The sequence below is a fragment of the Kitasatospora sp. Root107 genome (genome assembly GCF_001424875.1).
GTDB lineage: Bacteria > Actinomycetota > Actinomycetes > Streptomycetales > Streptomycetaceae > Kitasatospora.
The window spans coordinates 38,101-63,219 of the sequence record NZ_LMCT01000017.1 but is presented as its reverse complement, the minus strand read 5'-3'; the positions used below and the strand labels follow the sequence as shown (position 1 = coordinate 63,219).

26 protein-coding genes are annotated in these 25,119 nt (G+C 72.3%); 13 read left to right on the top strand and 13 right to left on the bottom strand.

From position 1 onward, the window contains the following. Positions 1–605: cbb3-type cytochrome c oxidase subunit I (locus ASC99_RS40585; protein ID WP_369825106.1), on the bottom strand; the 605-nt coding region annotated here is incomplete at its 3' end. Continuing rightward, positions 602–1,453, bottom strand: coding sequence for a cytochrome c oxidase subunit II (gene coxB / locus ASC99_RS17310; protein WP_057233004.1), 852 nt, complete (start codon positions 1,451–1,453; stop codon positions 602–604). The genes coxB and ASC99_RS40585, both read right to left, overlap by 4 nt. Positions 1,454–1,796: 343 nt before the next feature. On the opposite strand from coxB, the gene ASC99_RS17305 reads away from it, so the two are divergent. Continuing rightward, positions 1,797–3,182 carry a cysteine desulfurase/sulfurtransferase TusA family protein gene (locus ASC99_RS17305; RefSeq protein WP_057233003.1) on the top strand — a complete coding sequence of 462 codons (1,386 nt, stop codon included), beginning with the start codon at positions 1,797–1,799 and terminating at the stop codon, positions 3,180–3,182. 115 nt (positions 3,183–3,297) lie between these two features. Here the strand turns inward: ASC99_RS17305 and ASC99_RS17300 are convergent, their stop codons facing one another. Beyond that, positions 3,298–4,275, bottom strand: coding sequence for a carbohydrate kinase family protein (locus ASC99_RS17300; protein WP_057233002.1), 978 nt, complete (start codon positions 4,273–4,275; stop codon positions 3,298–3,300). Between the two features lie 245 nt (positions 4,276–4,520). On the opposite strand from ASC99_RS17300, the gene ASC99_RS17295 reads away from it, so the two are divergent. After that, complete coding sequence (locus ASC99_RS17295; protein WP_057233001.1) at positions 4,521–4,754, top strand: hypothetical protein; 234 nt, start codon at positions 4,521–4,523, stop codon at positions 4,752–4,754. A gap of 86 nt (positions 4,755–4,840) precedes the next feature. After that, the gene (locus ASC99_RS38615) at positions 4,841–5,428 is read left to right on the top strand and encodes a hypothetical protein (RefSeq protein ID WP_157531594.1); all 588 of its coding nucleotides are present in this window, start codon (positions 4,841–4,843) and stop codon (positions 5,426–5,428) included. Between the two features lie 57 nt (positions 5,429–5,485). Here ASC99_RS38615 and erpA read toward each other — a convergent pair whose 3' ends face one another. Continuing rightward, positions 5,486–5,839 (bottom strand): iron-sulfur cluster insertion protein ErpA, encoded by a 354-nt coding sequence (gene erpA, locus ASC99_RS17280; protein WP_057232998.1) that lies wholly within the window; start codon positions 5,837–5,839, stop codon positions 5,486–5,488. 209 nt (positions 5,840–6,048) lie between these two features. Between erpA and ASC99_RS17275 the strand changes: the two genes are divergently transcribed. Beyond that, entirely contained in the window at positions 6,049–6,921 is an 873-nt protein-coding gene (locus ASC99_RS17275) for a GNAT family N-acetyltransferase (protein ID WP_057232997.1), read from the top strand. Continuing rightward, a complete protein-coding gene (locus ASC99_RS17270; protein WP_057232996.1) occupies positions 6,918–7,562 on the top strand; it encodes a (2Fe-2S)-binding protein in 645 nt (214 codons plus the stop codon). Before ASC99_RS17275 ends, ASC99_RS17270 begins: the two co-directional genes overlap by 4 nt. Here the strand turns inward: ASC99_RS17270 and ASC99_RS17265 are convergent. The 3 genes from ASC99_RS17265 to ASC99_RS17255 form a co-directional block, all read right to left on the bottom strand. Beyond that, positions 7,559–8,920, bottom strand: a complete 1,362-nt coding sequence (locus ASC99_RS17265) for an aminotransferase class I/II-fold pyridoxal phosphate-dependent enzyme (protein WP_157531593.1) — start codon at positions 8,918–8,920, stop codon at positions 7,559–7,561. The genes ASC99_RS17270 and ASC99_RS17265 overlap by 4 nt on opposite strands. 189 nt (positions 8,921–9,109) lie before the next feature. After that, a complete protein-coding gene (locus tag ASC99_RS17260; protein WP_057232995.1) occupies positions 9,110–9,574 on the bottom strand; it encodes an Lrp/AsnC family transcriptional regulator in 465 nt (154 codons plus the stop codon). Positions 9,575–9,642: 68 nt separating this feature from the next. Next, positions 9,643–10,569 (bottom strand): NADP-dependent oxidoreductase, encoded by a 927-nt coding sequence (locus tag ASC99_RS17255; protein WP_057232994.1) that lies wholly within the window; start codon positions 10,567–10,569, stop codon positions 9,643–9,645. 174 nt (positions 10,570–10,743) lie between these two features. On the opposite strand from ASC99_RS17255, the gene nadA reads away from it, so the two are divergent. Continuing rightward, complete coding sequence (nadA, locus tag ASC99_RS17250; protein WP_057232993.1) at positions 10,744–11,925, top strand: quinolinate synthase NadA; 1,182 nt, start codon at positions 10,744–10,746, stop codon at positions 11,923–11,925. Between the two features lie 60 nt (positions 11,926–11,985). Here the strand turns inward: nadA and ASC99_RS17245 are convergent, their stop codons facing one another. Both ASC99_RS17245 and ASC99_RS17240 read right to left on the bottom strand, forming a co-directional pair. Next, positions 11,986–12,279, bottom strand: coding sequence for a hypothetical protein (locus ASC99_RS17245; RefSeq protein ID WP_057232992.1), 294 nt, complete (start codon positions 12,277–12,279; stop codon positions 11,986–11,988). Positions 12,280–12,304: 25 nt separating this feature from the next. Beyond that, complete coding sequence (locus tag ASC99_RS17240) at positions 12,305–13,063, bottom strand: PspA/IM30 family protein (protein ID WP_235502537.1); 759 nt, start codon at positions 13,061–13,063, stop codon at positions 12,305–12,307. 306 nt (positions 13,064–13,369) lie between these two features. Between ASC99_RS17240 and ASC99_RS17230 the strand changes: the two genes are divergently transcribed. Both ASC99_RS17230 and ASC99_RS17225 read left to right on the top strand, forming a co-directional pair. Next, complete coding sequence (locus tag ASC99_RS17230; protein WP_057232989.1) at positions 13,370–13,963, top strand: DUF3043 domain-containing protein; 594 nt, start codon at positions 13,370–13,372, stop codon at positions 13,961–13,963. A gap of 170 nt (positions 13,964–14,133) precedes the next feature. After that, positions 14,134–14,844 carry a bifunctional 2-polyprenyl-6-hydroxyphenol methylase/3-demethylubiquinol 3-O-methyltransferase UbiG gene (locus ASC99_RS17225; protein WP_057233100.1) on the top strand — a complete coding sequence of 237 codons (711 nt, stop codon included), beginning with the start codon at positions 14,134–14,136 and terminating at the stop codon, positions 14,842–14,844. 7 nt (positions 14,845–14,851) lie between these two features. Here ASC99_RS17225 and ASC99_RS17220 read toward each other — a convergent pair whose 3' ends face one another. After that, entirely contained in the window at positions 14,852–15,052 is a 201-nt protein-coding gene (locus tag ASC99_RS17220; RefSeq protein ID WP_057232988.1) for a hypothetical protein, read from the bottom strand. 87 nt (positions 15,053–15,139) lie between these two features. Between ASC99_RS17220 and cobU the strand changes: the two genes are divergently transcribed. Genes cobU through ASC99_RS17195 form a run of 5 tightly spaced genes read left to right on the top strand, consistent with a single transcriptional unit; the run spans position 15,140 to position 19,748 of the window. Continuing rightward, positions 15,140–15,700, top strand: a complete 561-nt coding sequence (gene cobU / locus ASC99_RS17215) for a bifunctional adenosylcobinamide kinase/adenosylcobinamide-phosphate guanylyltransferase (protein ID WP_057232987.1) — start codon at positions 15,140–15,142, stop codon at positions 15,698–15,700. An 11-nt stretch (positions 15,701–15,711) separates the two neighbouring features. Beyond that, positions 15,712–16,836 (top strand): nicotinate-nucleotide--dimethylbenzimidazole phosphoribosyltransferase, encoded by a 1,125-nt coding sequence (locus ASC99_RS17210; RefSeq protein WP_057232986.1) that lies wholly within the window; start codon positions 15,712–15,714, stop codon positions 16,834–16,836. 4 nt (positions 16,837–16,840) lie between these two features. Then, a complete protein-coding gene (locus tag ASC99_RS17205) occupies positions 16,841–17,578 on the top strand; it encodes an adenosylcobinamide-GDP ribazoletransferase (protein WP_057232985.1) in 738 nt (245 codons plus the stop codon). A gap of 16 nt (positions 17,579–17,594) precedes the next feature. Continuing rightward, a complete protein-coding gene (locus ASC99_RS17200) occupies positions 17,595–18,587 on the top strand; it encodes an ADP-ribosylglycohydrolase family protein (RefSeq protein ID WP_057232984.1) in 993 nt (330 codons plus the stop codon). A gap of 60 nt (positions 18,588–18,647) precedes the next feature. Next, a complete protein-coding gene (locus tag ASC99_RS17195; RefSeq protein ID WP_157531592.1) occupies positions 18,648–19,748 on the top strand; it encodes an ADP-ribosylglycohydrolase family protein in 1,101 nt (366 codons plus the stop codon). A 489-nt stretch (positions 19,749–20,237) separates the two neighbouring features. Here ASC99_RS17195 and ASC99_RS17190 read toward each other — a convergent pair whose 3' ends face one another. The 3 genes from ASC99_RS17190 to ASC99_RS17180 all read right to left on the bottom strand — a co-directional run bounded on the left by ASC99_RS17190 (position 20,238) and on the right by ASC99_RS17180 (position 25,005). Next, entirely contained in the window at positions 20,238–21,959 is a 1,722-nt protein-coding gene (locus tag ASC99_RS17190) for a hypothetical protein (RefSeq protein ID WP_057232982.1), read from the bottom strand. A gap of 16 nt (positions 21,960–21,975) precedes the next feature. Next, positions 21,976–23,994, bottom strand: a complete 2,019-nt coding sequence (locus tag ASC99_RS17185; protein WP_057232981.1) for a hypothetical protein — start codon at positions 23,992–23,994, stop codon at positions 21,976–21,978. Positions 23,995–24,072: 78 nt separating this feature from the next. Further along, complete coding sequence (locus ASC99_RS17180; protein ID WP_235583050.1) at positions 24,073–25,005, bottom strand: type VII secretion system-associated protein; 933 nt, start codon at positions 25,003–25,005, stop codon at positions 24,073–24,075. Positions 25,006–25,119 lie beyond the last annotated feature (114 nt).

The following is a 25,119-nucleotide window of genomic DNA, read 5'->3' as shown; positions in this document are numbered from 1 at the left end:
GCGCGCATGCAGATGATGGTGGTGATGAAGTTGACCGAACCGAGGATGGTGCCGAAGCCGGAGAAGGCCAGACCCATGATCCACATGTCGGCGCCGATGCCCGGCGAACGGACCGCGTCCGACAGCGGGGAGTAGGCGAACCAGCCGAAGTCGGCCGCACCCTGCGGGGTGAGGAAGCCGGCCACCGCGATGATCGAGCCGAACAGGTAGAGCCAGTAGGCGAACATGTTCAGCCGCGGGAAGGCGACGTCGGGGGCGCCGATCTGGAGCGGCATGATCCAGTTCGCGAAACCGGCGAAGAGCGGCGTCGCGAACATCAGCAGCATGATCGTGCCGTGCATGGTGAACGCCTGGTTGAACTGCTCGTTCGAGAGGATCTGCGTCCCCGGACGAGCCAGCTCGGCGCGCATCACCAGCGCGAGCACACCACCGATCAGGAAGAACGCGAACGACGTTCCCAGGTACAGGGTGCCGATCGTCTTGTGGTCGGTGGTGGTCAGCCACTTGATGATGGTGGACCCGGGCTTGCGGGTCGACTCAGCACCGGCCGTGACCGTGGCCCCGGTAGTCCCGCCGGCAGCGGCGGGCTCGTTGAGGATAGTCACTTCTCACTTCCCATGGTGGTGATGCCCGAGGGCACCGCGCCCTTCTGGCCCTTGGCCCGAAGCTCCGCCAGGTGCTTGTCGTACTCCGCCCGGTCCACGACCTTGACGTTGAACAGCATCCGCGAGTGGTCGACGCCACAGAGCTCCGCGCACTTGCCGCGGTAGGTGCCCAGCGCGGTCGGGGTGACCTCGAACTTGTTCACCACGCCCGGGACGACGTCCTGCTTCATCAGGAAGTTGATCGTCCAGAAGTCGTGGATGACGTCCCGCGAGGTGAGGCGGAACTGCACCGTCTCGTTGATCGGCAGGTAGAGCGTCGGCGGCTCGGCCGGCGTGCCGACGTCGTACGCGGCCTGGGTGTTGGCCGGGTCCGGATTCTCGGTGTTCTCGTAGTTGAACGCCCAGCTCCACTGGAAGCCGACCACGTTGACCACGTGGTCCGGCTTGGCGGAGGTCGAGGTCAACCGGGCCTCGTCGCGCGCGACGAAGTAGAAGAGCACCGAGACGATGACGAGGGGGACCGCGGTGTACAACGCCTCGATCGGCAGGTTGTACCGGGTCTGCGGGGGGATCTCCACCTTGCTGCGGCTGCGGCGGTGGAAGATCACACTCCAGATGATCAGACCCCACATCAGTGCGCCGACCACCAGTGCCGCGATCCACGAGCCCTGCCACATCCGGAGGACCATCGGGCCCTCGGCGGTGACGGGACTCGGAAGGCCAAGCCTGGGGAGGTCGTTGGCCGAGCAGCCGGTGGCGGTCGCGATGACGAGGCCCAGTGCCAGCGCCTGAGGCAGCTTCCGCCGCATCGTGCGCCGCGGCGAGCGGTCGGAGCCGTTGGGACTCACGTAGCGCCTTCCCGAAGTCTCGCCCGAGATCGCGTCGCTGCCGGGAGTCGCTGTGCGCGCCTCCCCGGCGACCCGGCCACGGGCACGGTTTGAATGCTTATGCGGGCCAAACGCTACTGCATCCTTATGCGGCACTCACGAGCAGCCCCCGGTAACGCGCCGCCCGGCTACCCGATCAGCCCCCAAAGGAGTGGACCCGCAGGTCAATGCGGCCGTTCGAGGGTCGCACGGACACCCGGACGGCGGCGCCCGGACACGCGGGTGACGGACCGTCGGACACCCGTCCGGGTACCCACGAACCCTCACAAAATGGGTGTCGTCTGACGGTGAGTAGGGTGTCTTCGTGTCCTACTTCGACGTGGCCTCCACCGCACCGTTGCACCCCGTCGCCCGGCAGGCGCTGACCGCCGCCCTGGACGAGGGCTGGGCCGACCCGGCCCGGCTCTACCGTTCGGGCCGGCAGGCCCGGATGCTGCTGGACGCCGCCCGGGAGACCGTCGCCGAAGTGCTCGGCTGCCGCGCCGACGAGGTCTCCTTCACCGGGAGCGGCACCCAGGCCGTCCAGTTGGGGATGCTCGGTGCACTGACCGGCCGCCGCCGGACGGGACGTCACCTGGTCCATTCGGCCGTCGAGCACTCCAGCGTGCTGCACACCGCCGAACGGGTGGCGGCGGACGGCGGAAGCGTCTCGGTGGCCCCGGTGGACCGCCAGGGACGGGTCGCCGCCCCGGAGTTCGCCGCCCTGGTCCGGGACGACACCGCGCTGGCCGTGCTCCAGTCCGCCAACCACGAGGTCGGCACCCTCCAGCCGGTCGAGGAGACCGCCGCCCTGCTCGGCGACGTCCCGCTGCTGGTGGACGCCGCCCAGTCGGCCGGCCGGCTCCCCGTCCCCGGCGGCTGGTCCCTGCTCACCGCGAGCGCCCACAAGTGGGGCGGCCCGGCCGGAGTCGGCGTCCTCGCCGTCCGCAAGGGCGTCCGGTACGCCTCACCGCTGCCCGCCGACGAACGGGAGAACGGCCGGGTCCCCGGCTACGTCAACGTCCCCGCCATCGTCGCGGCCGCCGCCTCGCTACGGGCCGTCCGGGCCGAGGCCGAGGCCGAGAACGCCCGGCTGCACGCCCTGGTGGAACGGATCCGCCGTCAGGTGCCGCAGCTGGTCCCCGAGGTGGAGGTGGTCGGCGACCCCGCCCACCGGCTCCCCCACCTGGTCACCTTCTCCTGCCTCTACGTCGACGGCGAAGTCCTGCTCACCGCACTCGACCGGGCCGGCTTCGCGGTCTCCTCCGGCTCCTCCTGCACGTCCAGCACCCTGACGCCCAGCCACGTCCTGGCGGCGATGGGCGTACTGACCGAGGGAAACATCCGGATCTCGCTGCCCAACGGCGTACCCGAGGCGGACGTCACCCGCTTCCTCGAGCTGCTCCCCCGCCTGGTCGCCGACATCCGGTCCCCACTCGGCCTCGACCTGCCCGCCCCCGCCGGCAGCTCGGACACCCTGGTCCTCGACATGCTCGGCAAGCGCTGCCCCCTGCCGGTCATCGAACTCGCCAAACGGATCACCGAAGTCCCGGTCGGCGGCACCGTCGTGGTCCTCGCCGACGACGAGGCGGCCCGCCTCGACATCCCCGCCTGGTGCCAGATGCGTGCGCAGACCTACCTCGGCGAGGCCTCCCCCACCGACTACGGCTTCACCCGCGGGACGGCCTACCTCGTACGGCGAGCCCCGTAGGGGCTCGGGGAACTGCGACGCCGACCTCGTACAAGGTGATCCGTACGTAAATGGTCAGGCACTTTCGCAGTTCCCCGAGCCCCTGACCGTAGATGCCTGAGGCCCTGCAAAAGTTCTACGCGGTGAGCTTCGCCCGAACCTCGGCCGCAGCCTCGGCCCCGTACGCCACGGCGAACCGCTCCAGGAACGCCCCGTGCCGCAGCTCATACTCCTGCGTCCCGACCGTCTCGATCACCAGCGTCGCGACCATGCAGCCGATCTGCGCCGCCCGCTCCAGCCCGAGCTCCCAGGAGATGCCCGCCAGGAAGCCGGCCCGGAAGCCGTCGCCCACGCCCGTCGGGTCGGACTTCCGCTCCTCGACCGGGCAGCCGACCGTGACGTCGGGCTCGCCGGCCCGCTGGATCCGGACTCCCTTGGCGCCGAGCGTGGTGACCCGGGTGCCGACCCGGCCGAGGATCTCCTCGGGGCTCCAGCCGGTCTTGGTCTCGATCAGTGCGGCCTCGTACTCGTTGGTGAACAGGTACGTGGCACCGTCCACGATCTCGCGGATGTCGTCGCCCTCCAGGCGGGCGAGCTGCTGCGAGGGGTCGGCGGCGAAGGCGTAGCCGCGGGTGCGGCACTCCTGGGTGTGCCGGACCATCGCCTGCGGGTCGTCCGCACCGATCAGTACCAGGTCGAGGCCACCGACCCGGTCGTGGATCGGCTTGAGCTCGATGTTGCGGGCCTCGGCCATCGCGCCGGTGTAGAACGAGGCGATCTGGTTGTGGTCCAGGTCCGTGGTGCACATGAACCGGGCGGTGTGCGAGGTCTCGGAGATGTGCACGGACTCGGTGTCCACGCCGTTGCGCTCCAGCCAGCTGCGGTACTCCTCGAAGTCCGCGCCGGCCGCACCGACCAGGATCGGGCGCAGGCCGAGCACACCCATGCCGAAGGCGATGTTCGGGGCGACCCCGCCGCGGCGGATGTCGAGGGTGTCCACCAGGAACGAGAGCGAGACCGTGTGCAGCTGCTCGGCGACCAGCTGGTCGGCGAAGCGGCCCGGGAAGGTCGTCAGGTGGTCGGTGGCGATCGAGCCGGCGACGGCGATGCGCACTGGGTCTCCTCAGGTGGGCCGGGTGAGCGGCCGGAACAACGGTGAAAATCGACCTTTACACGGTACCGGCCCGGCCGTCGCCCGCCCACCACGCCTCCGGCTTCACTCCGCCGAGTACTACCGCGCGGTAGCTCTGGCCCGGCACGCAGGGCCGATCTAGGGTCGGGGATACCGGGGCCGGAACAGCCGCCCCGTCCTGGTCCGTGGCATTTCCGCCCACGGCCCGCCGATCGGAGCGAAGACCGATGATGCCGAACCGGCCTGCCCTGCGTGTCCCTGCCGCCCTGAAGGGTGAGGCGGACGCCGACTCCCTTGACGCGCTGGTGAGTTCGTCCCGGCGGATGGGCCTGTTCTGGCCCGCGTACGCCATCCCCGCCGAGCCCGTGCCGACCGCCCCCGCCGGTGTCTCGGTGCCCCCCAGGACCCGCCGGCTGGTGGCCGGGATGTCGGAGTACGGCGCCTCGGAGTACGGCGCCTGACGGAACCGGAATCCTCCGGGGCACGTCAAAGCCGCACAGCGCCGCTGCGGTGGCGGAGTGCTGAGCCCTCGGGAGGAACGCGCACCATGGACCAGAAGACCGCAGCCACCCCACCCCGGCTCCGGCGAGCCGTCGGCGCCGCCACGTTGCTGCTCGCCCTCGGCGCCGCCACCGCCTGCGGGTCCGGGACCTCCAGCACGTCCTCCACCTCGCCCGGCTCGCCGAGCGCCGCACCCAGCTCCTCGGCATCCAGCCCGGCCGCGAGCCCGTCCACCCCGGATCCCCGGCCGTCCAACCCGCCGAAGCCGTCCATCGAGCCGACGCCCGCCGAGAGCAGGCCCGGCATCGCGGTGGGCGAGCCCGACCCGTCCGGCAAGCTGGTCGGCAGCTCGTACCGGGTGGACGGGCTGCGGCTCTCGGTGACGTTCTACGGCGGGATCTGCGAAAAGTACGGCCTCAAGCTGGACGAGTCCAAGCCCGGCACCGTGGTGGCCAAGGTCGTCGTGACCGAGCCGCAGAAGGCGGGCACCGACTGCGTCGCGCTGGCCAAGCAGCAGGAGGTGTCGGCCGACCTGAAGGCCCAGCTGGGCGGCCGGACGGTCTTCGACCAGGCCACCAACCGGGAGCTGCCCCGGTCCCAGGGCCCCGACCCGGTCGGCGGGCCCCAGCACTGAGCCCGGCGCCGGGCATGCGAAAGGCCCCCGCCGTGGCGGGGGCCTTTCGCGGTACGACTAGCTGAACGAGTCGCCGCAGGCGCAGGAGCCCGTGGCGTTCGGGTTGTCGATCGTGAAGCCCTGCTTCTCGATGGTGTCGACGAAGTCGACGGTCGCGCCGCCGAGGTAGGGGGCGCTCATCCGGTCGGTCACGACCTTGACGCCGTTGAAGTCCTTCACCACGTCGCCGTCGAGCGAACGCTCGTCGAAGAAGAGCTGGTAGCGCAGGCCCGAGCAGCCACCGGGCTGCACGGCGACGCGCAGCGCGAGGTCGTCGCGGCCTTCCTGGTCCAGCAGCCCCTTGACCTTGGCCGCGGCGGCATCGGAGAGGAGCAGACCACTCTCGACGGTGGTCTCGTCCTGGACGCTCATCTGTGTACTCCCGGTCTGTGACGACGATCTGCCGCCAGTACCAACCAGCGGCCACCCGGATTCATTTCCCGAGCGGTGTTCTTCTGAGTTCTGCGGGCCGTGGGACCCACTCCCCCACGCACCCATGCTCGCACACCGGTGGACCGTGGTCATCGTCCGATCCTGCCAAACAGGCCGTCCCGGACCCGCCACGGCGGCAGGATGACGGGGTGATCATTCGTCAGCTCCAAGACACCCCTGCCGACGCCGCGGCCGTCGAATCCGTGAGCCGGGCGGCCTTCCGCGATCTGGCCGGCGGGGACGACGGCTCGCCGCCCGACCCGTCCCAGCTGGTCCGGGAGCTGGCCCGGACGGTGCACGCGATCCGGCACGACCAGCCGGGGTGCTGGGTCGCCGAGCAGGACGGCGAGGCGGTCGGGGTGGCGCTCTCGATGCGGCGGGAGGGGCTGTGGCTGTTGTCACTGTTCGCCGTACTGCCGAGCGCCCAGGGCAAGGGCGTCGGCCGCCTGCTGCTGGAGCATGCCGGCGCGCACGGCCGGGGCTGCCTGCGCGGGATGCTCTGCGCCTCGCCCTCCCCCGCCGCCGCCCGCCGCTACCGCCGGGCCGGCTTCACCCTGCACCCGACCATGCGGCTGACCGGGACGGTGGACCGGGCCGGGCTGCTCGACCCGGGCGACATCCCGGTGCACCCGGGCAACTCGACCCACCGTGACCTGCTGGACTCCGTCGACCGCCGGGTCCGGGGCTCGGCCCACGGGGTGGACCATGAGTTCATGCTGGCCCACTACGACGAACTGCTGATCGCCGACACCCTGGCGGGCACCGGCTACTGCTACCGCACCGGCGGCGCGGTGAAGCTGCTGGCCGCCACCTCCAAGCGGATCGCCACCCGGCTGCTCCGCGAGGCACTGGCCCGTACGCCGGACGGGGCGGAGGTGGTGATCGACTGCCTGACCGCCGAGCAGGAGTGGGCGGTGGACGTCGGCCTGGAGGTCGGCCTCTCGCTCTCCACCGAGGGCTACCTGGCGGTGCGCGGGATGCGGCCGCCCGCCCCGTACATCCCGAATCCCGCCTTCTTGTGACCGCCGGGGACGCACTGCGCCGGGCGGCCGCCGTCGGCCCGTTCTTCGCCACCGTCGAGGGCCCGCTTCCGGACGGCTTCCGGCCGCTGGCCGAGCTGTCCGCGCCGGAGTTCTGGCGGCGGCGGATCACCGAGGTCGGCGAACGGCTCGGTACGGACGAGCCCCGGGTGGCCGCCTCGGTGGCGCAGCTCGGGGTGGCCGCCCGGCTCTGGTCGGTGGCACTGGGTACGGCCGTCCTGGGCGGGGCGGTGCCGGACTTCGACCGGGCGTACTGGCGGCTGCCGACGGGCGGCTCGCTGGAGCTCTGGGTGCCGGGGGTGGTGGTTCCTGACGGCCCGTTGGCGGCGGAGCTGCACCACATGGTGGTGGAGCGTCAGCTGACCCCGCTGGCCGCCGGGATCCGGGCGGTGACCCCGGTCGCCGAGGGCCTGCTCTGGGGCAACGCAGCCTCGGCGCTGGCGGGCGCGGTACGGGTGCTGCGGTCCGGCCGGGAGCTGGCCGCCGAGCTGCTGGACCGGCCCCCGCTCCGGGGCGGGCTCGCGCCGTCGGGGCGCCGGACCAGCTGCTGCCTGTACTACCGGGTGCCGGGGGCGGGCCTGTGCGGGGACTGCGTCTTCGACCGCCCGCCCCGGGTCCGCTAGACCATGGTGGCGAGGATCTCCTCGACCATCTCCATCGTGGTGCCGGGGTGCAGGAAAGCGAACCGGGCCACCGTCTCGCCGTCCCAGCCGGTCGGAGTGACGAAGCCGATCTGGTCGGCCAGCAGCTGCTGGGACCAGCGGTAGTAGTCCTCGCGGGTCCAGCCGGTGCGACGGAAGCAGACCGAGGAGAGCTGAGGCTCCATCAGGAGCTCCAGGTGGTCCGTCCGCTCGATCAGCGCGGCGCTCTCCCGAGCCAGAGTCAGCCCGGCCTCGATCGCGTCGGTGTACGCCTGGGTGCCGTGCACCGCGAGCGAGAACCAGAGCGGCAGGCCCCGGGCCCGGCGGGTCAGGTGGTAGGCGTAGTCGGTGGGGTTCCACTCGTCGCCCTCGGTGTGCAGCACGTCCAGGTAGGAGGCGTCCTGGGTGTGCACGGCGCGGGCCAGCTGCGGGTTGCGGTAGATCAGCGCGGCGCAGTCGAACGGCGCGAACAGCCACTTGTGCGGGTCCACCACGAACGAGTCGGCGTGCTCGATGCCGTTGTAGCCCTCCCGGACGGACGGGGCGAACAGCCCGGCCCCGCCGTACGCGCCGTCCACGTGGAACCACAGGCCGCGCTCGCGGGTGACCTCGGAGAGGCCCTGCAGGTCGTCGACGATGCCCTCGTTGGTGGTGCCGGCGGTACCGACCACCGCGATGACGGTCTCGGGATGGGGGTCGGCGGCCAGCGCGGCGCGCAGGGCCTCGCCGGTGAAACGGCGGTCCACGGCGGGGACCTTGAAGGCCTCGACGCCGATGATGTTGAAGGTGTTCTTCACCGAGGAGTGCACCTGGTCGCAGACCGCGATCCGCAGCTTGGCCTCCGGGCCGAGCCGCCGCCGGGCGGTGTCCCGGGCGACCACCAGCGCGGACAGGTTGCCCGCCGAACCACCGGAGACGAAGGTGCCGCCGGCCGTCTCGGGCAGGCCGGCCCGGTCCGCTATCAAGCGCAGCACCTGGTTCTCGGCGGCGATCGCGCCGGCCGCCTCCAGCCAGGAGATGCCCTGCAGCGAGGCGCAGGAGACCACCATGTCGAAGAGCAGCGCGGCCTTGGTGGGGGCGCACGGGATGAAGGACAGGTAGCGCGGGCTGTCGGCGGAGATCACCGCGCGGGACAGCTCGTGGTCGTACAGCTTGAGCACGTCGGCCGGGTCGTTGCCGTTCGGGTTCAGCAGACCGGCCAGCTGGGCCTTCAGGTGCTCGCCGTCACCGGGGTGGTCGAGCGGGACAGGGTCGTACTGCAGCCGCTCCCGCATGTAGTTGAACACCAGGTCGACCAGCTCGTTGTCGGGCCGGTGCATGCGGTCGGGGGCTGCGGACATGGCTGTCCCTCTCACTGAGTGGGTGTCATGGGAGGCCCGGGACAGGTGGGGCCTGCCAGGCATGATCAGCCTAGGCAGCGGGAGTGCGCCCGCGCGCGTCGGAACCCGGCCGGTCGGGCCGGATTCGAGCGCGTTCGACGGGGGCGGCGCAGCTTTCCTGCGCAGGTGGCCGGACTGCTCCGTCCGGGTCTAGCCGATCAGCCGGGAGAGCACCACGGAGCTGCGGCTGCGCTGGACGCCGGGCTCCTTGCGGATCCGCTCGATGACCGCCTCCAGGTGGCGGGTGTCTACGGCGCGCAGGTGGACCAGGGCGTCGGGATCGCCGGTGACGGTCCAGGCGGCGACCACCTCGGGGAACTGCCGCAGGCTGGCCAGGATCTCCTCGGGGGCGGTCCGCTCCCGGCAGTACACCTCGACGAACGCCTCGGTCTGCCAGCCCAGTACGTCGGGGTCCAGCACCACGGTGAAGCCGCGGACCACCCCCCGGGCCCGGAGCCGGTCGATCCGGCGGCGGACGGCGGTGGCGGAGAGGTTGGCCAGCAGCCCGATCTCGGCGTACGAGGCCCGGCCGTCCCGGCTCAGGTGGGTCAGCAACAGGCGGTCGGTCTCGTCCAGGGATGCCCCGCCCGGTTCTGACGGTCTGTTGGTGCTCATGGGGGAGGCTCTCCACTGGAAGAAACGAAACGCCGCACCATTCTGCACCGAACGGGGCCCACCCGTGGTCAGTCGACCAGCAGGACGATCTTCCCCCGGGTGCGCCCCTCCGCGTTCAGGGCCTGGGCACTGGCGGCCTGGGCGAGCGGGAAGGTGGAGGCGACCGGGACGGTCAGCTGGCCGGCGTCGGCGAGGCGGGCCAGTTCGGTCAGATCGGCGGTGTCGGGGCGGGCCCAGACGTAGTGGCCGCCCTTGGCGACGACGCCGTAGTCGGCGACGGAGGCGATCCGGGCCGGGTCCTCGACCAGGGTGGCGGAGACCTCGACCGCGTCGCCGCCGACCAGGTCGAGCGCGGCGTCCACCCCGTCCGGGGCCAGCGCCCGGACCCGGTCGGCCAGCCCGTCCCCGTACGCGACCGGTTCGGCACCGAGGGACCGCAGGAACGCGTGGTTGCGCTCACTCGCGGTGCCGATCACCCGGGCGCCGAGGGCGCGGGCGATCTGCACCGCGAGCACCCCCACTCCCCCGGCGGCGGCATGCACCAGCACGGTCTCGCCGGCCTGCACCCCGAGCGCCTTGACCAGCGACTGATACGCCGTCAGCCCGGCCAGCGGCAGCCCGCCGGCCTGGGCCCAGTCCAGCGCCGCGGGCTTCCGGGCCAGGGTGCGGACCGGGGCGGCGACCAGTTCGGCGTACGTGCCGTGCTCGACGGTGTCCTTGCGGACGTAGCCGATCACCTCGTCGCCGGGGCGGAACTCGGTCACCCCGCCGCCGACGGCCTGCACCACACCGGCCAGATCCCAGCCCATGATCAGCGGGAAGTGCGCGTCGATGATGCCGTCCAGGTACCCCTGCCGGACCTTCCAGTCGACCGGGTTGACCCCGGCGGCCTTCACCCGGACCAGCACCGAGTCGGGCCCGACCTTCGGGTCGGGGAGCTCGGTGTACTCGACGACCTCCGGGCCGCCGTACTGCCTGATCGCGATTGCTTTCATGCCCGGTAGCCAACCCGACGACGGTGGGAACACACCGCAGCGGCACGCGGTTCTCGTCACATCGACACGTTGGCCATCGTCAGAGTGACGCGAACGGGTTATCATAGATAGCGTCAGATAGACGAAAAGGCATGGCCCCAGCTCAGAGCTCCGCGCACAGGAGGGCACCCGCCCGTGACCACCACCACCGAGACCTACGGCGTCGACCCCACCCCGACGCCGCTCGCTCTGCTGCTGCTCGGCCGCGAGGCCGACCCGAACAGCGAGCGCGGCGTCGAGTGCCCCGGCGACCTGCCGCCCGCCTCCGACCCCAACCTGGTCGAGCGCGCCCGCGCGGCCAAGGCCGCCCTGGGGGACCGGGTCTTCATCCTGGGCCACCACTACCAGCGGGACGAGGTGATCGAGTTCGCCGACGTGACCGGTGACTCGTTCAAGCTGGCCCGCGACGCCGCCAACAAGCCCGAGGCCGAGTACATCGTCTTCTGCGGCGTGCACTTCATGGCCGAGTCGGCCGACATCCTCACCAGCAGCGCCCAGCAGGTCATCCTGCCGGACCTGGCGGCCGGCTGTTCGATGGCCGACATGGCCACCGCCGAGCAGGTCGCCGAGTGCTGGGACGTGCTCACCGAGGCCGGCATAGCCGACGTGACCGTGCCGGTCTCGTACATGAACTCCTCCGCCGACATCAAGGCCTTCACCGGCAAGCACGGCGGCACCATCTGCACCTCCTCCAACGCCGAGCGCGCGCTCACCTGGGCCTACGAGCAGGGCGAGAAGGTGCTCTTCCTGCCGGACCAGCACCTCGGCCGGAACACCGCCGTCCGCGACCTCGGCCTCTCGCTGGACGACTGCGTGCTCTACAACCCGCACAAGCCGAACGGCGGCCTGACCGTCGAGCAGCTGCGGAACGCCAAGATGATCCTCTGGCGCGGCCACTGCTCGGTGCACGGCCGGTTCACCCTCGACTCGGTGAACGACGTCCGGGCCCGGATCCCCGGCGTGAACGTGCTGGTGCACCCGGAGTGCAAGTACGAGGTGGTCGACGCGGCCGACCTGGTCGGCTCGACCGAGTACATCATCAAGGCGCTGGACGCGGCCGAGCCCGGCTCCAAGTGGGCCATCGGCACCGAGCTCAACCTGGTCCGCCGGCTCGCCAAGGCGCACCCGGACAAGGAGGTCGTCTTCCTGGACCGGGCGGTCTGCTTCTGCTCCACCATGAACCGGATCGACCTGCCGCACCTGGTCTGGGCGCTGGAGTCGCTGGTCGACGGCCGGGTGCCGAACGTGATCACCGTGGACCCGGAGGTCGCCAAGTACTCCAAGGCCGCGCTGGACCGGATGCTGGCCCTGCCGTAGTCCGTACCCCGACATGACGAAGGGCGGGCCCCCTGGTGGGGGCCCGCCCTTCGCCGTCGCTCACTCCGGGAGACCGGGGATCAGCCCGTCGCCCTCGTCCCGCAGCAGTGCCCGGACCTCGTCCAGCGTCGCCTCCGGATCCGGCAGGATCAGGTCGGACGGCTCCAATGAGTCGTCCGGCAGCGGTGTGCCGTACTCCTTGACCGCGCTGAGCAGACTGCCGAGCGCCGCCCGGAAGTGCTGCTCGTCCCCCGACTCGAGTGCGGCGAGGAGTTCCTCGTCCAGCTGGTTGAGCCGGTTGAGGTGGCTCTCGGCCACCTGGAACTGGCCCTCGCCCATGACCCGCATGATCATGCCGGTGGTCTCCCTGCGTCGGGGGTTACTTGTTGTAGTTGATCGTCGGGGGGTTGTCCTGCTTTCCCTGCTCCAGCTGCGGAGCCGCCGCCGGTGAACCACCGGTCAGCTCGGCCTTCATCCGGGCCAGCTCCAGCTCGACGTCGCTGCCGCCGGCCACCCGCTCCAGCTCGGCCTCGATGTCGTCCTTGCGGCCGAGACCACTGACGTCGTCGAGCGCACCGGAGGCCAGCAGCTCGTCGATCGCCCCGGCCCTGGCCTGCATCTGGGCGGTCTTGTCCTCGGCCCGCTGGATCGCCAGGCCGACATCGCCCATCTCCTCGGAGATCCCCGAGAAGGACTCCGCGATCCGGGTCTGCGCCTGGGCCGCGGTGTAGGTGGCCTTGATGGTCTCCTTCTTGGTACGGAAGGCGTCCACCTTGGCCTGCAGCCGCTGGGAGGCCAGCGTGAGCTTCTCCTCCTCGCCCTGCAGGGCCTGGTACTGGGTCTCCAGATCGGTGATCTGGGACTGCATGTTGGCCTTGCGGGTGAGCGCCTCGCGCGCGAGATCCTCCCGGCCGAGCGAGAGCGCCTTACGGCCCTGGTCCTCGTACTTGGCCGACTGCTGCTGCAGCTGGGTCAGCTGGAGCTCCAGCCGCTTGCGCGAGGTGGCCACGTCGGCGACGCCCCTGCGCACCTTCTGCAGCAGTTCGAGCTGCTTCTGGTAGGAGTAGTCGAGCGTCTCGCGGGGGTCCTCCGCGCGGTCCAGGGCCTTGTTCGCCTTGGAGCGGAAAATCAGCCCCATACGCTTCATGATTCCGTCGCTCATGGGCCTCGGGTGCCCCCTTCTCGGGCCTGCGTTCCGACTCGTACTGGACAGGATCGAGTCTATGCGCGGCGGCCTGCTCGCCGCAGTGCTCCTGCCTGCAACAAGCCTGCTACAGCCGAGAAGCTCCGGCCTCATCCTCTGGACGGAGACGACCCCTGACCATGATCCTCCGGACCCCTGGTGATGCCTAGGGGACACTCCGAGGGCATCCGAGGGCATTCGATATCGGTTTGGGTCCTATGGCACTCCGATTTGCCGGGAGCGACCACGTACGCTGGTGGTGTGTTCCGACGCCGCTCAGACGATGCCTCCTCCTCCGCCACCGTGCTGGCCGAGCAGGACGACCTGCCCCGTGACCCGCAGGCCCCCAAGGGCCGGCCCACCCCCAAGCGCAGTGAGGCCGAGGCCCACCGCCGCACCCGGGTGACGGTCCCCAAGGACCGCAAGGAGGCCGCCAAGCAGTCCCGCGAGCGGATGCGCTCCGAGCGGGAGAAGCAGCGCACCGCGCTGCTGGAGGGCGACGAGCGCTACCTCCCGGCCCGCGACAAGGGCCCGGTGCGCCGTTTCGCCCGTGACTACATCGACTCGCGCTGGTCGCTGGCCGAGTTCTTCCTGCCGTACGCGGTGCTGGTGCTGGTCCTCAGCGTGGTCCCGTCGAACATCCTGAAGCTGATCTCCACCCTGCTCTTCATGGTCTTCTTCGTGCTGGTGATCGCCGACTTCGTGCGCCTCGGCTTCGGCCTGCGCAAGGCGCTGGCCACCAACTTCCCCGGCCAGAACGCCAAGGGCGCGGTGCCGTACGGCCTGATGCGTACGCTCCAGATGCGCCGGCTGCGGCTGCCGAAGCCGCAGGTCAAGCGGGGCGAGAAGCCCTGACCGCCGAGCCCGTGCAGCAGCCGTCCTGGGCCCAGCCTTGGACGGCTGAGGGCTGGTCCGGGGGCCATGGGCTGCCCGGACAGGGCGGCGGGCTGCACGACCGGCTGCCCACCCGGGGTTCGCTGCCGACCGCGGCCACCTGGCTGGAGCGGCAGGGCGGGCTGCGCGCGCTGGTCCGGCAGGAGCTGGTGGCCCGTCAGCTCGCCGGGCAGCTGACCGGGCTGACCGGGCTGCGGGTGCTGGACGTCGGCTGCGGCCAGGGCACCCAGGCGCTCCGGCTGGCCCGGGCCGGCCATCTGGTGACCGGGCTCGACCCGGACCCGGTGACGCTCGGTGCGGCGCAGGCCGCACTGGCCGCCGAGCCGCAGGCGGTCCGCGAGCGGGTCCAGCTGCTGGGGGGCGACTGCCACCAGGTCGGCCGCTGGTTCGGCCCGCGCAGCTTCGACGTGGTGCTCTGCCACGGCGTCCTGATGTACCTCTCCGACCCGGACCCGATGCTCGCCTCGCTGGCGCGGCTGCTGGCCCCCGGCGGAATACTGTCGCTGGTGGTCCGCAACGCCGACGCGCTGGCCATGCGCCCCGGGCTGAACGGCGACTGGCGCACCACCCTGGACGCCTTCGAGACCACCCGGTACACCAACCGACTCGGTCTGACCGCCCGCGCCGACCGGCTGACCGACCTGACCACCACGCTGGCCGAGATCGCCGTCCCGCTGCGCTGCTGGTACGGCGTCCGGGTCTTCACCGACACCACCCCGGACCACCAGGCCCCGGTGGACGGCCGCCAGCTGGCCCAGCTGCTGGACGCCGAGGAGCGCGCAGGACAGCAGGATCCGTACCGTCAGGTCGCGGCCCTGCTGCACCTGGTTGGCGCGAAGTGACGGCTTCTCAGCCCTCCTGAAGGCTCATGGTGTAGATCACCTTGTCGTCGTCGAGCAGGACGACCTGCTCGATGCCCTTCGCCAGCAGGTCCTTCCACTCCTCGCCGATCCAGGACTCGGCGTCCCCCTGCCCGGGGAACTCCTCCTGCTCGCCCGGCTGCTGGACGAGAGTGCCGTCCGCCTTCTCGTACCGCCACGTCCAGACCATGCCCGGCTCCTCGCTTCTCGGTTCTGCTGCGCAGGTTAGCGTGCCCGCCCCCGACCGCCTCATGCCTCGTCGGGCAGGATGGGCGGCATGGCACTCCCCCGCACCCTGATCCTCGGCGGCGCCCGTTCGGGCAAGTCCACCCGCGCCGAGCAGCTGCTCGTCCCGTACGAGGACGTCCTGTACGTGGCCACCAGCGGCAGCCGGGACGGCGACCAGGACTGGGCCCGGCGGGTCGAACTGCACCGGGAGCGGCGGCCGGTGACCTGGCGCACCACGGAGACCTGCGAGCTGGAGGCGGTGCTGGCGGACCGGAGCGACCCGGCGCCGGTGCTGATCGACTGCCTGGCGCTCTGGCTGACCGCCGTGATGGACGAGTGCGGGGCCTGGGACGACGACGCCTGGTACTACGGCGCCGAACTGGCGGTGCAGCAGCGCTGTGACGCGCTGGCGGCGGCCTGGCGGGTGACCGGTCGTCAGGTGGTCGCGGTGAGCAACGAGGTGGGGATGGGCGTGGTCCCGGCCACCGCTGCCGGGCGGCGGTTCCGGGACACCCTGGGGCGGCTGAACATGGCGGTCGCGGACGCCTCCGAGCAGGTCCTGCTGGTGGTCGCGGGGCAGGTACTGACCGTCAAACCCACCGGCGTGTAGCCTTCCAGACGATGGACACCACCGTGGATCTCGACACTTTCTCCTCGCTCGTGGAGCGCCCCGACGAGAGCGCTCGCCGGGCCGGCGAGGAGCGCTGGCAGCAACTCGACAAGCCGCGCGGCGGCCTCGGGCAGCTGGAGGAACTGGGCAGCTGGCTCGCCTCGGTGCAGGGCGGTTCGCCGGTCCGGCCGCTGGCCGCCGCCAAGGTGGTGCTGTTCGCGGCGGACCACGGGATCGCCGCGGCCGGCGTCTCCCAGCTGCCTGCCCTCGGCGGCACCGCCCGCCGGGTGCACGCGGTGCTGGACGGCACCGCCCCGGTGGCCGTACTGGCCCGCCGGTACGGCGCCGGGCTGCGGGTGGTGGACGTCGCGGTCGACGCCGATCCCGCCGAGTTCCCGGCCGAGGTCAGCCGCTTCCGGGTGCGCCGGGGCTCCGGCCGGATCGACGTGGAGAACGCGCTCACCGAGGCCGAGGCGATCGCGGCCTTCCGGGCCGGTATGGCGGTCGCCGACGAGGAGGCCGACGCCGGGACCGACCTGGTGGTGCTCGGCGACCTCGGGGTCGGCTCCACCACCGTGGCCGCCGTACTGGTCGGCGCGCTCTGCGGGACCGACGCGGCGGCCGTCACCGGCCGGGGTTCGGGCGTCGACGACCGCACCTGGATGGTCAAGTGCGCGGCCGTCCGCGACTCGCTGCGGCGGGCCCGCCCGGTGCTCGGCGACCAGCTCGCGCTGCTCGCCGCCGTCGGCGGCGCGGACTTCGCCGCCATCACCGGCTTCCTGCTCCAGTCCGCAGCCCGCAAGCTGCCGGTGGTGCTGGACGGCGTCGTCTCGGCCGCCTGCGCGCTGGTCGCCCAGCGGATCGCCTTCCGCGCCCCCGAGTGGTGGCGGGCCGGGCAGTCCACCGGCGAGCCCGCCCAGGCGAAGGCGTACGACCGGCTGACCCTGACGCCCCTTCAGGGCCTGAACGTCTCGATGGGCGAGGGCGTCGGCGCCCTGCTCGCACTGCCGCTGCTGCAGGCCGCCGCCGACACGCTGGCCGAGCCCTCGGACGTACCGGCGATGACCGTGGCCGAGCGCGGCCCGGTCGAGCCGCCCCGGCTGCCGACCGCCGCCGAACTGCTCAACCGGGGCTGACTTTTTGGACGGCCTGCGGTTCGCGTTCGGGACCCTGTCGGTGCTGCGGGTCCGGGTCGACCGTTGGGATCGCGAGACCGGCGGGCGGGCGATGCTCGCCGCCCCCGTGGTCGGGCTGGTGCTCGGGGCGTTCGCGGCCGGCGCGGGTGCCCTGCTGGCCTGGCGCGGCGGGCCACTGCTCGGTGCGGTGGCGGCGGTGGCGGTGCTGGCCGGGCTGACCCGGGGCCTGCACCTGGACGGCCTGGCGGACGTCGCGGACGGGCTCGGCAGCGGGAAACCGGCCGAGGACGCGCTGCGGATCATGAAGCAGTCGGACATCGGCCCGTTCGGGGTGCTGACGCTGCTGCTGGTGCTGCTGGCCCAGATCGCCGCGCTGGCCGGGCAGTTCGAGGTCTCGCTCTGGCGGGGCGCCGCTGCCGTGCTGACCGCCGCGCTGGCCGCCCGGTGCGCGCTGACCTGGGGCTGCCTGCGCTCCGTACCGGCTGCCCGTCCTGGCGGACTCGGTGCGATGGTCGCCGCCACGGTGCCCTGGCCGGCCGCGCTGGGAGTTTCGGCGGCGGTGGCGTTCGGGCTGGGCCTTGTCTCACCGTGGCACCCGCTCGCGCTGGTCGTCGGGCTGGGCTGCGGGTGGCTGCTGCTGCGCCGCTGCGTACGGCGGTTCGGCGGGATCACCGGCGACGTGCTGGGGGCGACGGCCGAGACTGCCGCCACCGGGGCGCTGCTCGCGCTCACGCTGCACTGACCAGGGGGGGGACGCGTTGACGAGCCATCAGGACCGGGTGCACGGCTGCCTGCTCGGCGGGGCGCTCGGGGACGCCCTCGGCTTCCCGGTCGAGGGCGTGTCGCTGTACACGATCCAGGACCGGCACGGCCCAGCCGGGATCACCGAGCCGGTACCCGACCGCGACGGGGTGGTCGGGAGGATCAGCGACGACACCCAGATGACGCTCTTCACCGCCGAGGCGGTGCTGCGGGGCGGTGGTGTCCCGCACGTGCAGCAGGCGTACCTGCGCTGGCTGGACACCCAGGAGCACCCGGAACCACCGCCGGCCGACAGTGCACCGCACCGGACCGGCCGACTGCGCGAGGAACGCTGGCTGTACGCCCGGCGCGGCCCGGGCCGGGCCTGCATCCTCGGGCTCCAGCAGCAGTACGTCCCCGACCCGCGCCGCCCGCTCGACGGCACCCCTGGCCTGGTGAACCCGGACTCGAAGGGGTGCGGCACGGTGATGCGCTCCGCCCCGTTCGGGCTCGTCCCCGGCTCCTTCGAACTCGCCGCGCACTGCGCCCTGATCACCCACGGGCACCCGACTGCCTCCTACGCCGCCGGCGCCTTCGCTGCGGTCATCGGCGAACTGATGACCGGTCAGCCTCTCGATCGCGCGGTCCGGCACGCCCTGGCCCTGCTCGCCGGCTACCCCGGGCACCAGGAGACCAGCACTGCGCTGGAACGCGCCCTCGCCCTGGCCGAGGCCGGTTCGGACCAGTTGGAGACCCTCGGCGCCGGCTGGGTCGCCGAGGAGGCCCTGGCCATCGCGGTCTACGCCGCCCTGACCGCCCCCACCCCGGCCACGGTCGGGCCCGCGCTGCTGCTCGCCGTCAACCACTCCGGCGACAGCGACTCCACGGGCGCGGTCTGCGGCAACCTGCTCGGCGCCCGCCACGGCGCCGGGGCCCTGCCCCCGGAGTGGCTGGCCCAGCTGGAGGGCCGGGCGGTGATCGCCGAGCTGGCGGCGGGCTTCGGCGCCTGACCTTGCGAAGGTCGGCGCCGATAGGCTGGTGACGGATGATCAGCCGAGGGGAGCCAGCTGGTGGGGGATGTGGCGTGGGGCGAGCTGGCGGTCTACCGTGCGCGGGTCCGTGGCTGTCTGCTCGGCGGAGCGATCGGCGACTCGCTCGGTTATCCGGTCGAAGGGCTGTCGCTGGCTGAGATCCAGGCCCGGTACGGGGAGCGTGGCCTTAGCGGGCTGGTGGCGGATCGTGCGGGGGTGGTCGGGCGGATCAGTGATGACACGCAGATGACCCTGTTCACGGCCGAGGGCTGGATGCGCGGCGGTGGGATGACCGGCGCGGAGGCGACTCCGGTACAGGAGGCGTACCTCCGTTGGCTGGACACCCAGGACCACGACGGGCCGCCGCCCGCGTACGGCTTCCAGCATCGGACCGGGTGGCTGCGCAACGAGCTCTGGCTCTACGAGCGTCGTGCGCCTGGCTTGGCGTGCCTTTCCGGTCTCCGGGAGGGTTACGTCCCGGATCCGAGCAGAGTGATCGACGGTACTACGGGCCGGGTGAACCCCGGCTCGAAGGGCTGCGGCACGGTGATGCGGTCCGCGCCGTTCGGTTTCACCGCCGGGGGAACCCGGCACGCCTTCGAGTCCGCGGCCCGGTGTGCGCAGATCACCCATGGGCACCCCACCGGCTACTACGCGGCAGGTGCCTTCGCCGCCATGATCAGCTGTCTGGTCGACGACGAGTCACTGGAAGGCGCGGTCCTGCGCGCTATGGACCTGCTCGCCCGCTACCCCGGGCACGAGGAGACGACCGCGGCGCTGCGCAAGGCGGTCGACCTGGCTACGGACGGCACGGCAACGCCCTCGAAGGTGGAGTCCCTGGGCGGAGGTTGGGTGGCGGAGGAGGCGCTGGCGATCGCTGTGTACGCGGCGCTGGCCCGTCCTGATGACGAGGCGGCCCGCAATCCGGTGGAGGCGGCCCTGCTGTTGTCCGTGAACCACTCCGGCGACAGCGACTCCACCGGTGCCGTCTGCGGCAACCTGCTGGGTGCCCACCACGGTGACGCGCTGCTGCCGCCACAGTGGCTGGCCCGCATCGAGGGCCGGGCCGTGATCGCCGTGGTGGCGGACGACCTCGCCTCCGAGGTCCGCCCCGGTGGCCAGCGGCTGTGGGGAAGCTGACCTTTCATCAGGGTCGGCTCCCCGTAGTCGGCCACTGCTCGAGCGCTTGTCCTCGCCCAGGAGCAACTCCCGATCGCCGCCTGTCTGTGATCGACTGTCCGACGGCGCGACGGGGCTCCTCGGGCAGCGCCGCCCACCACGCCTCGGCCAGCGCGGCGGCCCGCTCGGCGGGCAGGGCCGCCATGTCGAGCAGGGTGCCGGGCGGCGGTACGCGAGGCGAACTGGACCAGCCCTGGGCTCGGGTGGACCTGGTCGCACGGCGATTGGGCGCGATCACCGGCGACGGGTTGGGGCGACGGCTGCGACCGGGGCGCTGGTCGTGCTCGCTTCTGCCTAGCGGCCGCCTCTCCCTGTCGCTCCCGGCCAGTTCCCCGTGCCGTTCACGTTGACAACTATGGCGGGCCGCCCTGACATCCGTCTGACACGCCGCTGACGCCCCCACAAGCGGTTCCGGCCGGTGCGCGTCCGTCACCGTCTCCTGATCCGCCGTCAGTCCAGAGTGATGCTGAGCACCTGGTCCGGCAGCGCCAGGCAGATCCACTTGCCCCGGTCGATGACGGCCGAGTGGACCGGGGCGTCCAACCGCAGGTCGAGCACCGTGTCCAGCCGCTCCCCGCGTCGGCGCAGCCGGACCAACCCGTCGGCCCAAGCCGCGACGGTCAGCAGGCCCCCGTAGATCTCGGCTGCGGCGACGGCGGTGACCGGGCTGTCGCGCTCGTCGACCGGTGCCTCGGATGACGGACGGCTGACGCCCCAGAGCATCACCCGGCCGTCCGCTCCCCCGCTGGCCACCCAGAGCTCGTGGCGGGCGTCGGCCACAGACAGGGCGGTTACCGGCCCCCGGTGCGAGGTTTGGTCCGGTGCCATGCCGGGCCCGAAGTCGTTCAGGAAGAGGGCCACCGTTCCCTGAGTGTCACCGATGGCCAGCGAGGCACTGCCCTCGTCCCGTTTCGCGGCGACCGTCGTCAGGTTCCCGCCCGCCCGCCCGGCCACGTGCTCCACCACCCGGACTGCGCGGTTAAAGCTCCCCGGCATCGAGGAGGGCAGGATACCCAGGGTCCTGGCCCGGTCCAGCGCGATCAGCACCCCCTGCTCGCCGCACGCCAGCGAGGACGGGGTGACCGGCAGCCGCAGCGGCGCGGCGCCTTCCTCCCGGCCGGTCTCCTCGTCGAGGACGTGCACGACGGTGCCGGTAGCCACCAGGATCCGGTGGGAGTAGGGCTTGCGCCCCAGGGCGAGGGCGTCCACGGCACCGCCGGGCGGCCGGTACGTCCAGTTCACCCACCAGGCGGGTCGGACGAAGGCGGCCAACTGACGGAGGTTCAGCTCCCAGGACGCTCCGTCGGGGCCCGGGGGCGACAGCGCACCGGCCCGGGCGACCGCCTCGGCCCCGCCCGCGCCGGGCAGTGCGGCCCACTCCTCGGCGGACACCGCGCACCCTGCGACTGCCAACGCCCGGACGGTGGGCCGCAGTTCCTCGGGCAGTGCCTCCCACCAGGCGGCGCACACCGCTCGGGCTCGCTCGGCCGGCGGCGTGGTGGGGTCGACCGCGACCCCACCATCGACCAAGGCCGCGAGCTGCGCCAGGCCTGGACTGGGGTAGAGCGAAGCGGCCGATGGGCCGGGCAGTCGGGCGCACCAGGCGGCGAAGACGTCCCGGTCGGTCCAGCGGGGATCGTCCAGGTCCAGGACGGCCGCTCCGGGCACGGCGGCGGTCAGCAGTTCGGTGGCGGCCGTGCCGTCGGCGGACTCGACCGCGAGCCGCAGGCCGGGGACGGCGAGCAGCGGGACGAGCACCTCAGCGGCGATCTGCCGGGGCCAGTCGGGCGGGCCGCCGGCCTGGTCCAGCCCGGTGACGACGATCGTCCGAGGCTGCCCGTCCTGCACGATGGCGAGCAGCTCGGCCGGGGTACGGGCGAAACCGCCCAGCCGGTTGGCGAGCAGCCGGACGGCGTCATCGACCATCAGCCCGCCAGTGGGCAGCACAGCGTGGACCCGGCGGGTGCTCCTCGGGTGGTCGGCCGGGGCGGCAGCGGCCAGCCAGGCCAGCAGGTGGGTGCGGCCGCTGCCGGAACTACCGGCCACTCGGCAGAGTCTGGGTGCCCGTGGGTCGTCCAGCCAGCCGAACAGCGCCAGCCCCGCCGCGCGGCGGCCCGCCCGCAGCGGCGGCACCCGGCGGGCCTCAGCAGCGGTCCAGTTGTCGGCGCTCATCGGTTGTTCATCTCCATCACCCTGCGACGCTGAGGCTGATGACTCGCTCCGGCAGCGCCAGGCAGATCCGACCGCCTGCGTCGATCGCCGCTGAGCGGACCGGGGAGCCGAGGCGCAGGTCGAGCACGGTGTCGCCGAGCTCGGACTGGCGGCGCACTCGGACCAGACCGTCGGCCCAGGCGGAGACGACCAGCAGGCCGTCCGTGCTCCCGGAGGCAGCGACGGCGGTGATCGGGATGTCGCGGGTTTCGACGGGGGGATGGGCCGACCGGCGGCTGACACCCCAGAGCCCGACCCTCCCGTCCGCTCCGCCACTGACCAACCAGGACTCGTAGCGCGCCTCGGCGGTCGCGAGGGCCGTGACCGGGCCGTCGTGGAGCGGTTGCTTGGGCCGCAGCCCGTCGTGGGAGTCGTCGGTGAAGTAGGCGACCCCACCCCGGGCATCACCGACGCCGAGTGCAGGGCTCCCCTCGTCTCGCTGGACGGCGACCGCTGTCAGCTCGCCTCCCAGGCTCTGGGCCGCACGGCCCGTCACCTGAAGGGCACTATTGGGGCTTCCGGGTACCGGTGAGGGCAGTACGCCCAGGGTTCCGGTCGAGTCCACGGCGATCAGGACAGCGTCCGCACCACAGGCCAACGAGGCAGGGACGACTGGCAGTTGGAGGGGACCGACGCCGGTCTCCTGACCACTCTCCTCGTCGAGAACGTGCATCCCGGTGTCGGTGGCGACCAGGATCCGTCCGGCGTAAGGTCCGCGCCCCAGGCTGACCGCCCGCACCTGCCCGCCCGGCGGGCGGTACGCCCAACGGGTCTGCCAGGGCGATTCAGAGGGGCGCCGGTCGTGATCAAGCCACGCGTTCAGCACAGTTGCCCGCTCCGACGCCGACCTCAGCGTGACCAGCGCCGGGCCTGCGGAGTGCCAGGCCCCAGCGAGCAGGCCGGTATCGGCCTGGGCATCGAAGGCAGCGGTGACCGCGAGGGGATCGGCGTTGGCCAGCAGGTCCGGGTCGTCGAGGAACCGGCCTCCGACGCCGTGGCGGAGCAGCAGGCCGAGCAGGGCCTCCGAGCGTTGGCCCGCGAGGTCGCGGACCAGTGCGGCACTGTCGGCCGGCGAGGCTTCCGTAGCGACCTGGGAGGCGAGCTGACTGAGGTTCAGGCGCCAGGAGATGCCATCGGCGTGCGGCGGCAGATAGGTACCGACTCGGCGAACCGCCTCGGCGCCGCCCGCGCCCGGCAGCAGGGCCCACTCCTCGGCCGGCAGTTCCTGCTCCGTCACAGCCAGAGCCCGTACGGTCGGCTGCAGGTCACCGGGCAGGTTCGCCCACCAGGCGGCGCACACCGCCTGCGCCCGATCCGCCAGTGGGGCGGCGACATCGACGACGACTCCGCCGGCAGCCCTGGCCGCGAGCTGGGCCAGACCCGGGCTGGGGTAGAGCTGTGCGGCGGCAGCCGGGGCCCCGGGCAGCCGGGCGCACCAGGCGGCGAAGGCGTCCGGGTCGGTCCATCGAGGGTCGTCGAGGTTCAGCACCGCTGCCTCCGGCGCCGCCGCACCCAGCACTTCGCCGACGGGGGAACCCTGGGCGGACTCCACCGCCATGCGCAGCCCTGGGAGGGCGAGCAGCGGGGCGAGGAGTTCGGCCGCGATCCTACCGGGCTGGTCGGGCAGCAGGCGGCCGCCGGCCCGGTCCAGGTCGGTGACGACTACCACCCGCGAGCGGCCGTCGTTCAGTGCGGCGGCCAGCTCGACGGGGGTATGTGCGGCTACGCCCAGCCGGTCGGCGAGCAGCCAGGTGGCGCTACGGACCGTCAGTCCAGCGGCGGGCAGAAACGCGTGCACCCGGCGGGTGGTTCGCGGGTTGTCGACCGGTGAGCCGGTCGCCAGCCAGGCCAGCAGGTGCGTCCGGCCGCTGCCTGATGAGCCGGTGACCCGGCAGAGCCTGGGTGCCCTCGAATCCTCCAGCCAACCGAACAGCGCCTGCCCCGCCGGCCGTCGCCCGGCCCGCAGTGGTGGCACCCAGCTCGCGTCGCCCGTCACCTTTGTTGGTTCCCCTCAGTTCGGTCCTGGAATGTGTGAACGACAGTCAGGCTCTGCCGCCCGGCGCCTGACGAGCGGTCATCCGTCCTCCAGCCAGCGCATGGTTTCGGCGAATTCAGCCTCGTGTGCCGCTCGGATCGCCGGATCGAAATCGAGCCAGCGCAACTGGCGGAGCGAGACCTTGGCGGTGGCCTCGGTGCCCGGATTGATGATCAGCACCAGGCCCGGGACTTGGGCAGCGATCTGACGGCCGGTCATGAACCGGTGCTCCGGCCAGTCCGGCGGCACCAGCCGGGGAGAGGTGTAGGCGGAGACCCCAGCCCGCCCGTGCCGTCCTGCTTCGAGATACACACCGGGATCCTCCGGTTCGATCCGAACGGCGAGCGGAGCCTCCAGCACGGCCAGTTCAAGCTCAAGCTGGCTACTGTGACCGGCCACCACCCGCTGCGTCGTCGCCTCCGCTACGGTCTCCGGTTCCTGCATGCCCAGAGCGCGGGGGCTGGGCTTGTAGGCGGGGTTGTGCCGAAAGCGCACCGGCATTCCCTGATGGTCGATCAGCCAACTGCCGATCGTGCCGTACAGCGGGACGGCGTCGGCAGGGCCGAACGCGGGATCGACCTCGTCCAGCCAACTACCGGGCTGCTTGCGGGCCCGGAGTCGCAGTGCATGTGTGATCGACGGCGCCACCGGCCCGGCAGCCTTGCCGGCCGCGTTCGCAGCAGCCTCGCGGAGGAACTCCTCGCGCAGTTCTTCTGCCGAACGCCGGCGCGGGTCGGCCGGTTCAGGGTGGAGCAGCCATCCCCGGGTGGCACGCTCCTCCAGTACGGCCACGCTGGTCGCACGGGCGAGCTCGCCCGGCACCGCCAGGTGACCCGCCCTGGCGTGCTGTCCGGCAATCAGCTCGGCCAACGCGTGCGACGGAGGCAGCTCACGAGCCTTCGCCTCCCGCGTGTACGAGTCCCAACTGGTACTCGCGCCGTGCGCGTTCGACCCGGCCGCCGCCCGTTCCACGAATCCGGCGGCATCGTCGGCGTCGCAGACCCACGCCCAACCGAGCACACCGACCAGCTTGTCGGCGACAGCCACGTACTCAACGGGTTTGTCGGTCTGCTCGGTGTACCTGGG

What these genes read in the sequence shown, in the direction of transcription:
- ASC99_RS17190 (WP_057232982.1), bottom strand. Translation starts at nt 21,959, where the DNA reads ATGAGCGCCGACAACTGGACCGCTGCTGAGGCCCGCCGGGTGCCGCCG.
- cobU (WP_057232987.1), top strand. Translation starts at nt 15,140, where the DNA reads ATGGCACTCCCCCGCACCCTGATCCTCGGCGGCGCCCGTTCGGGCAAG.
- ASC99_RS38615 (WP_157531594.1), top strand. Translation starts at nt 4,841, where the DNA reads ATGGACCAGAAGACCGCAGCCACCCCACCCCGGCTCCGGCGAGCCGTC.
- ASC99_RS17245 (WP_057232992.1), bottom strand. Translation starts at nt 12,279, where the DNA reads ATGATCATGCGGGTCATGGGCGAGGGCCAGTTCCAGGTGGCCGAGAGC.
- ASC99_RS17260 (WP_057232995.1), bottom strand. Translation starts at nt 9,574, where the DNA reads ATGAGCACCAACAGACCGTCAGAACCGGGCGGGGCATCCCTGGACGAG.
- ASC99_RS17265 (WP_157531593.1), bottom strand. Translation starts at nt 8,920, where the DNA reads ATGTCCGCAGCCCCCGACCGCATGCACCGGCCCGACAACGAGCTGGTC.
- ASC99_RS17295 (WP_057233001.1), top strand. Translation starts at nt 4,521, where the DNA reads ATGATGCCGAACCGGCCTGCCCTGCGTGTCCCTGCCGCCCTGAAGGGT.
- ASC99_RS17255 (WP_057232994.1), bottom strand. Translation starts at nt 10,569, where the DNA reads ATGAAAGCAATCGCGATCAGGCAGTACGGCGGCCCGGAGGTCGTCGAG.
- ASC99_RS17210 (WP_057232986.1), top strand. Translation starts at nt 15,712, where the DNA reads ATGGACACCACCGTGGATCTCGACACTTTCTCCTCGCTCGTGGAGCGC.
- ASC99_RS17220 (WP_057232988.1), bottom strand. Translation starts at nt 15,052, where the DNA reads ATGGTCTGGACGTGGCGGTACGAGAAGGCGGACGGCACTCTCGTCCAG.
- ASC99_RS17240 (WP_235502537.1), bottom strand. Translation starts at nt 13,063, where the DNA reads ATGGGGCTGATTTTCCGCTCCAAGGCGAACAAGGCCCTGGACCGCGCG.
- erpA (WP_057232998.1), bottom strand. Translation starts at nt 5,839, where the DNA reads ATGAGCGTCCAGGACGAGACCACCGTCGAGAGTGGTCTGCTCCTCTCC.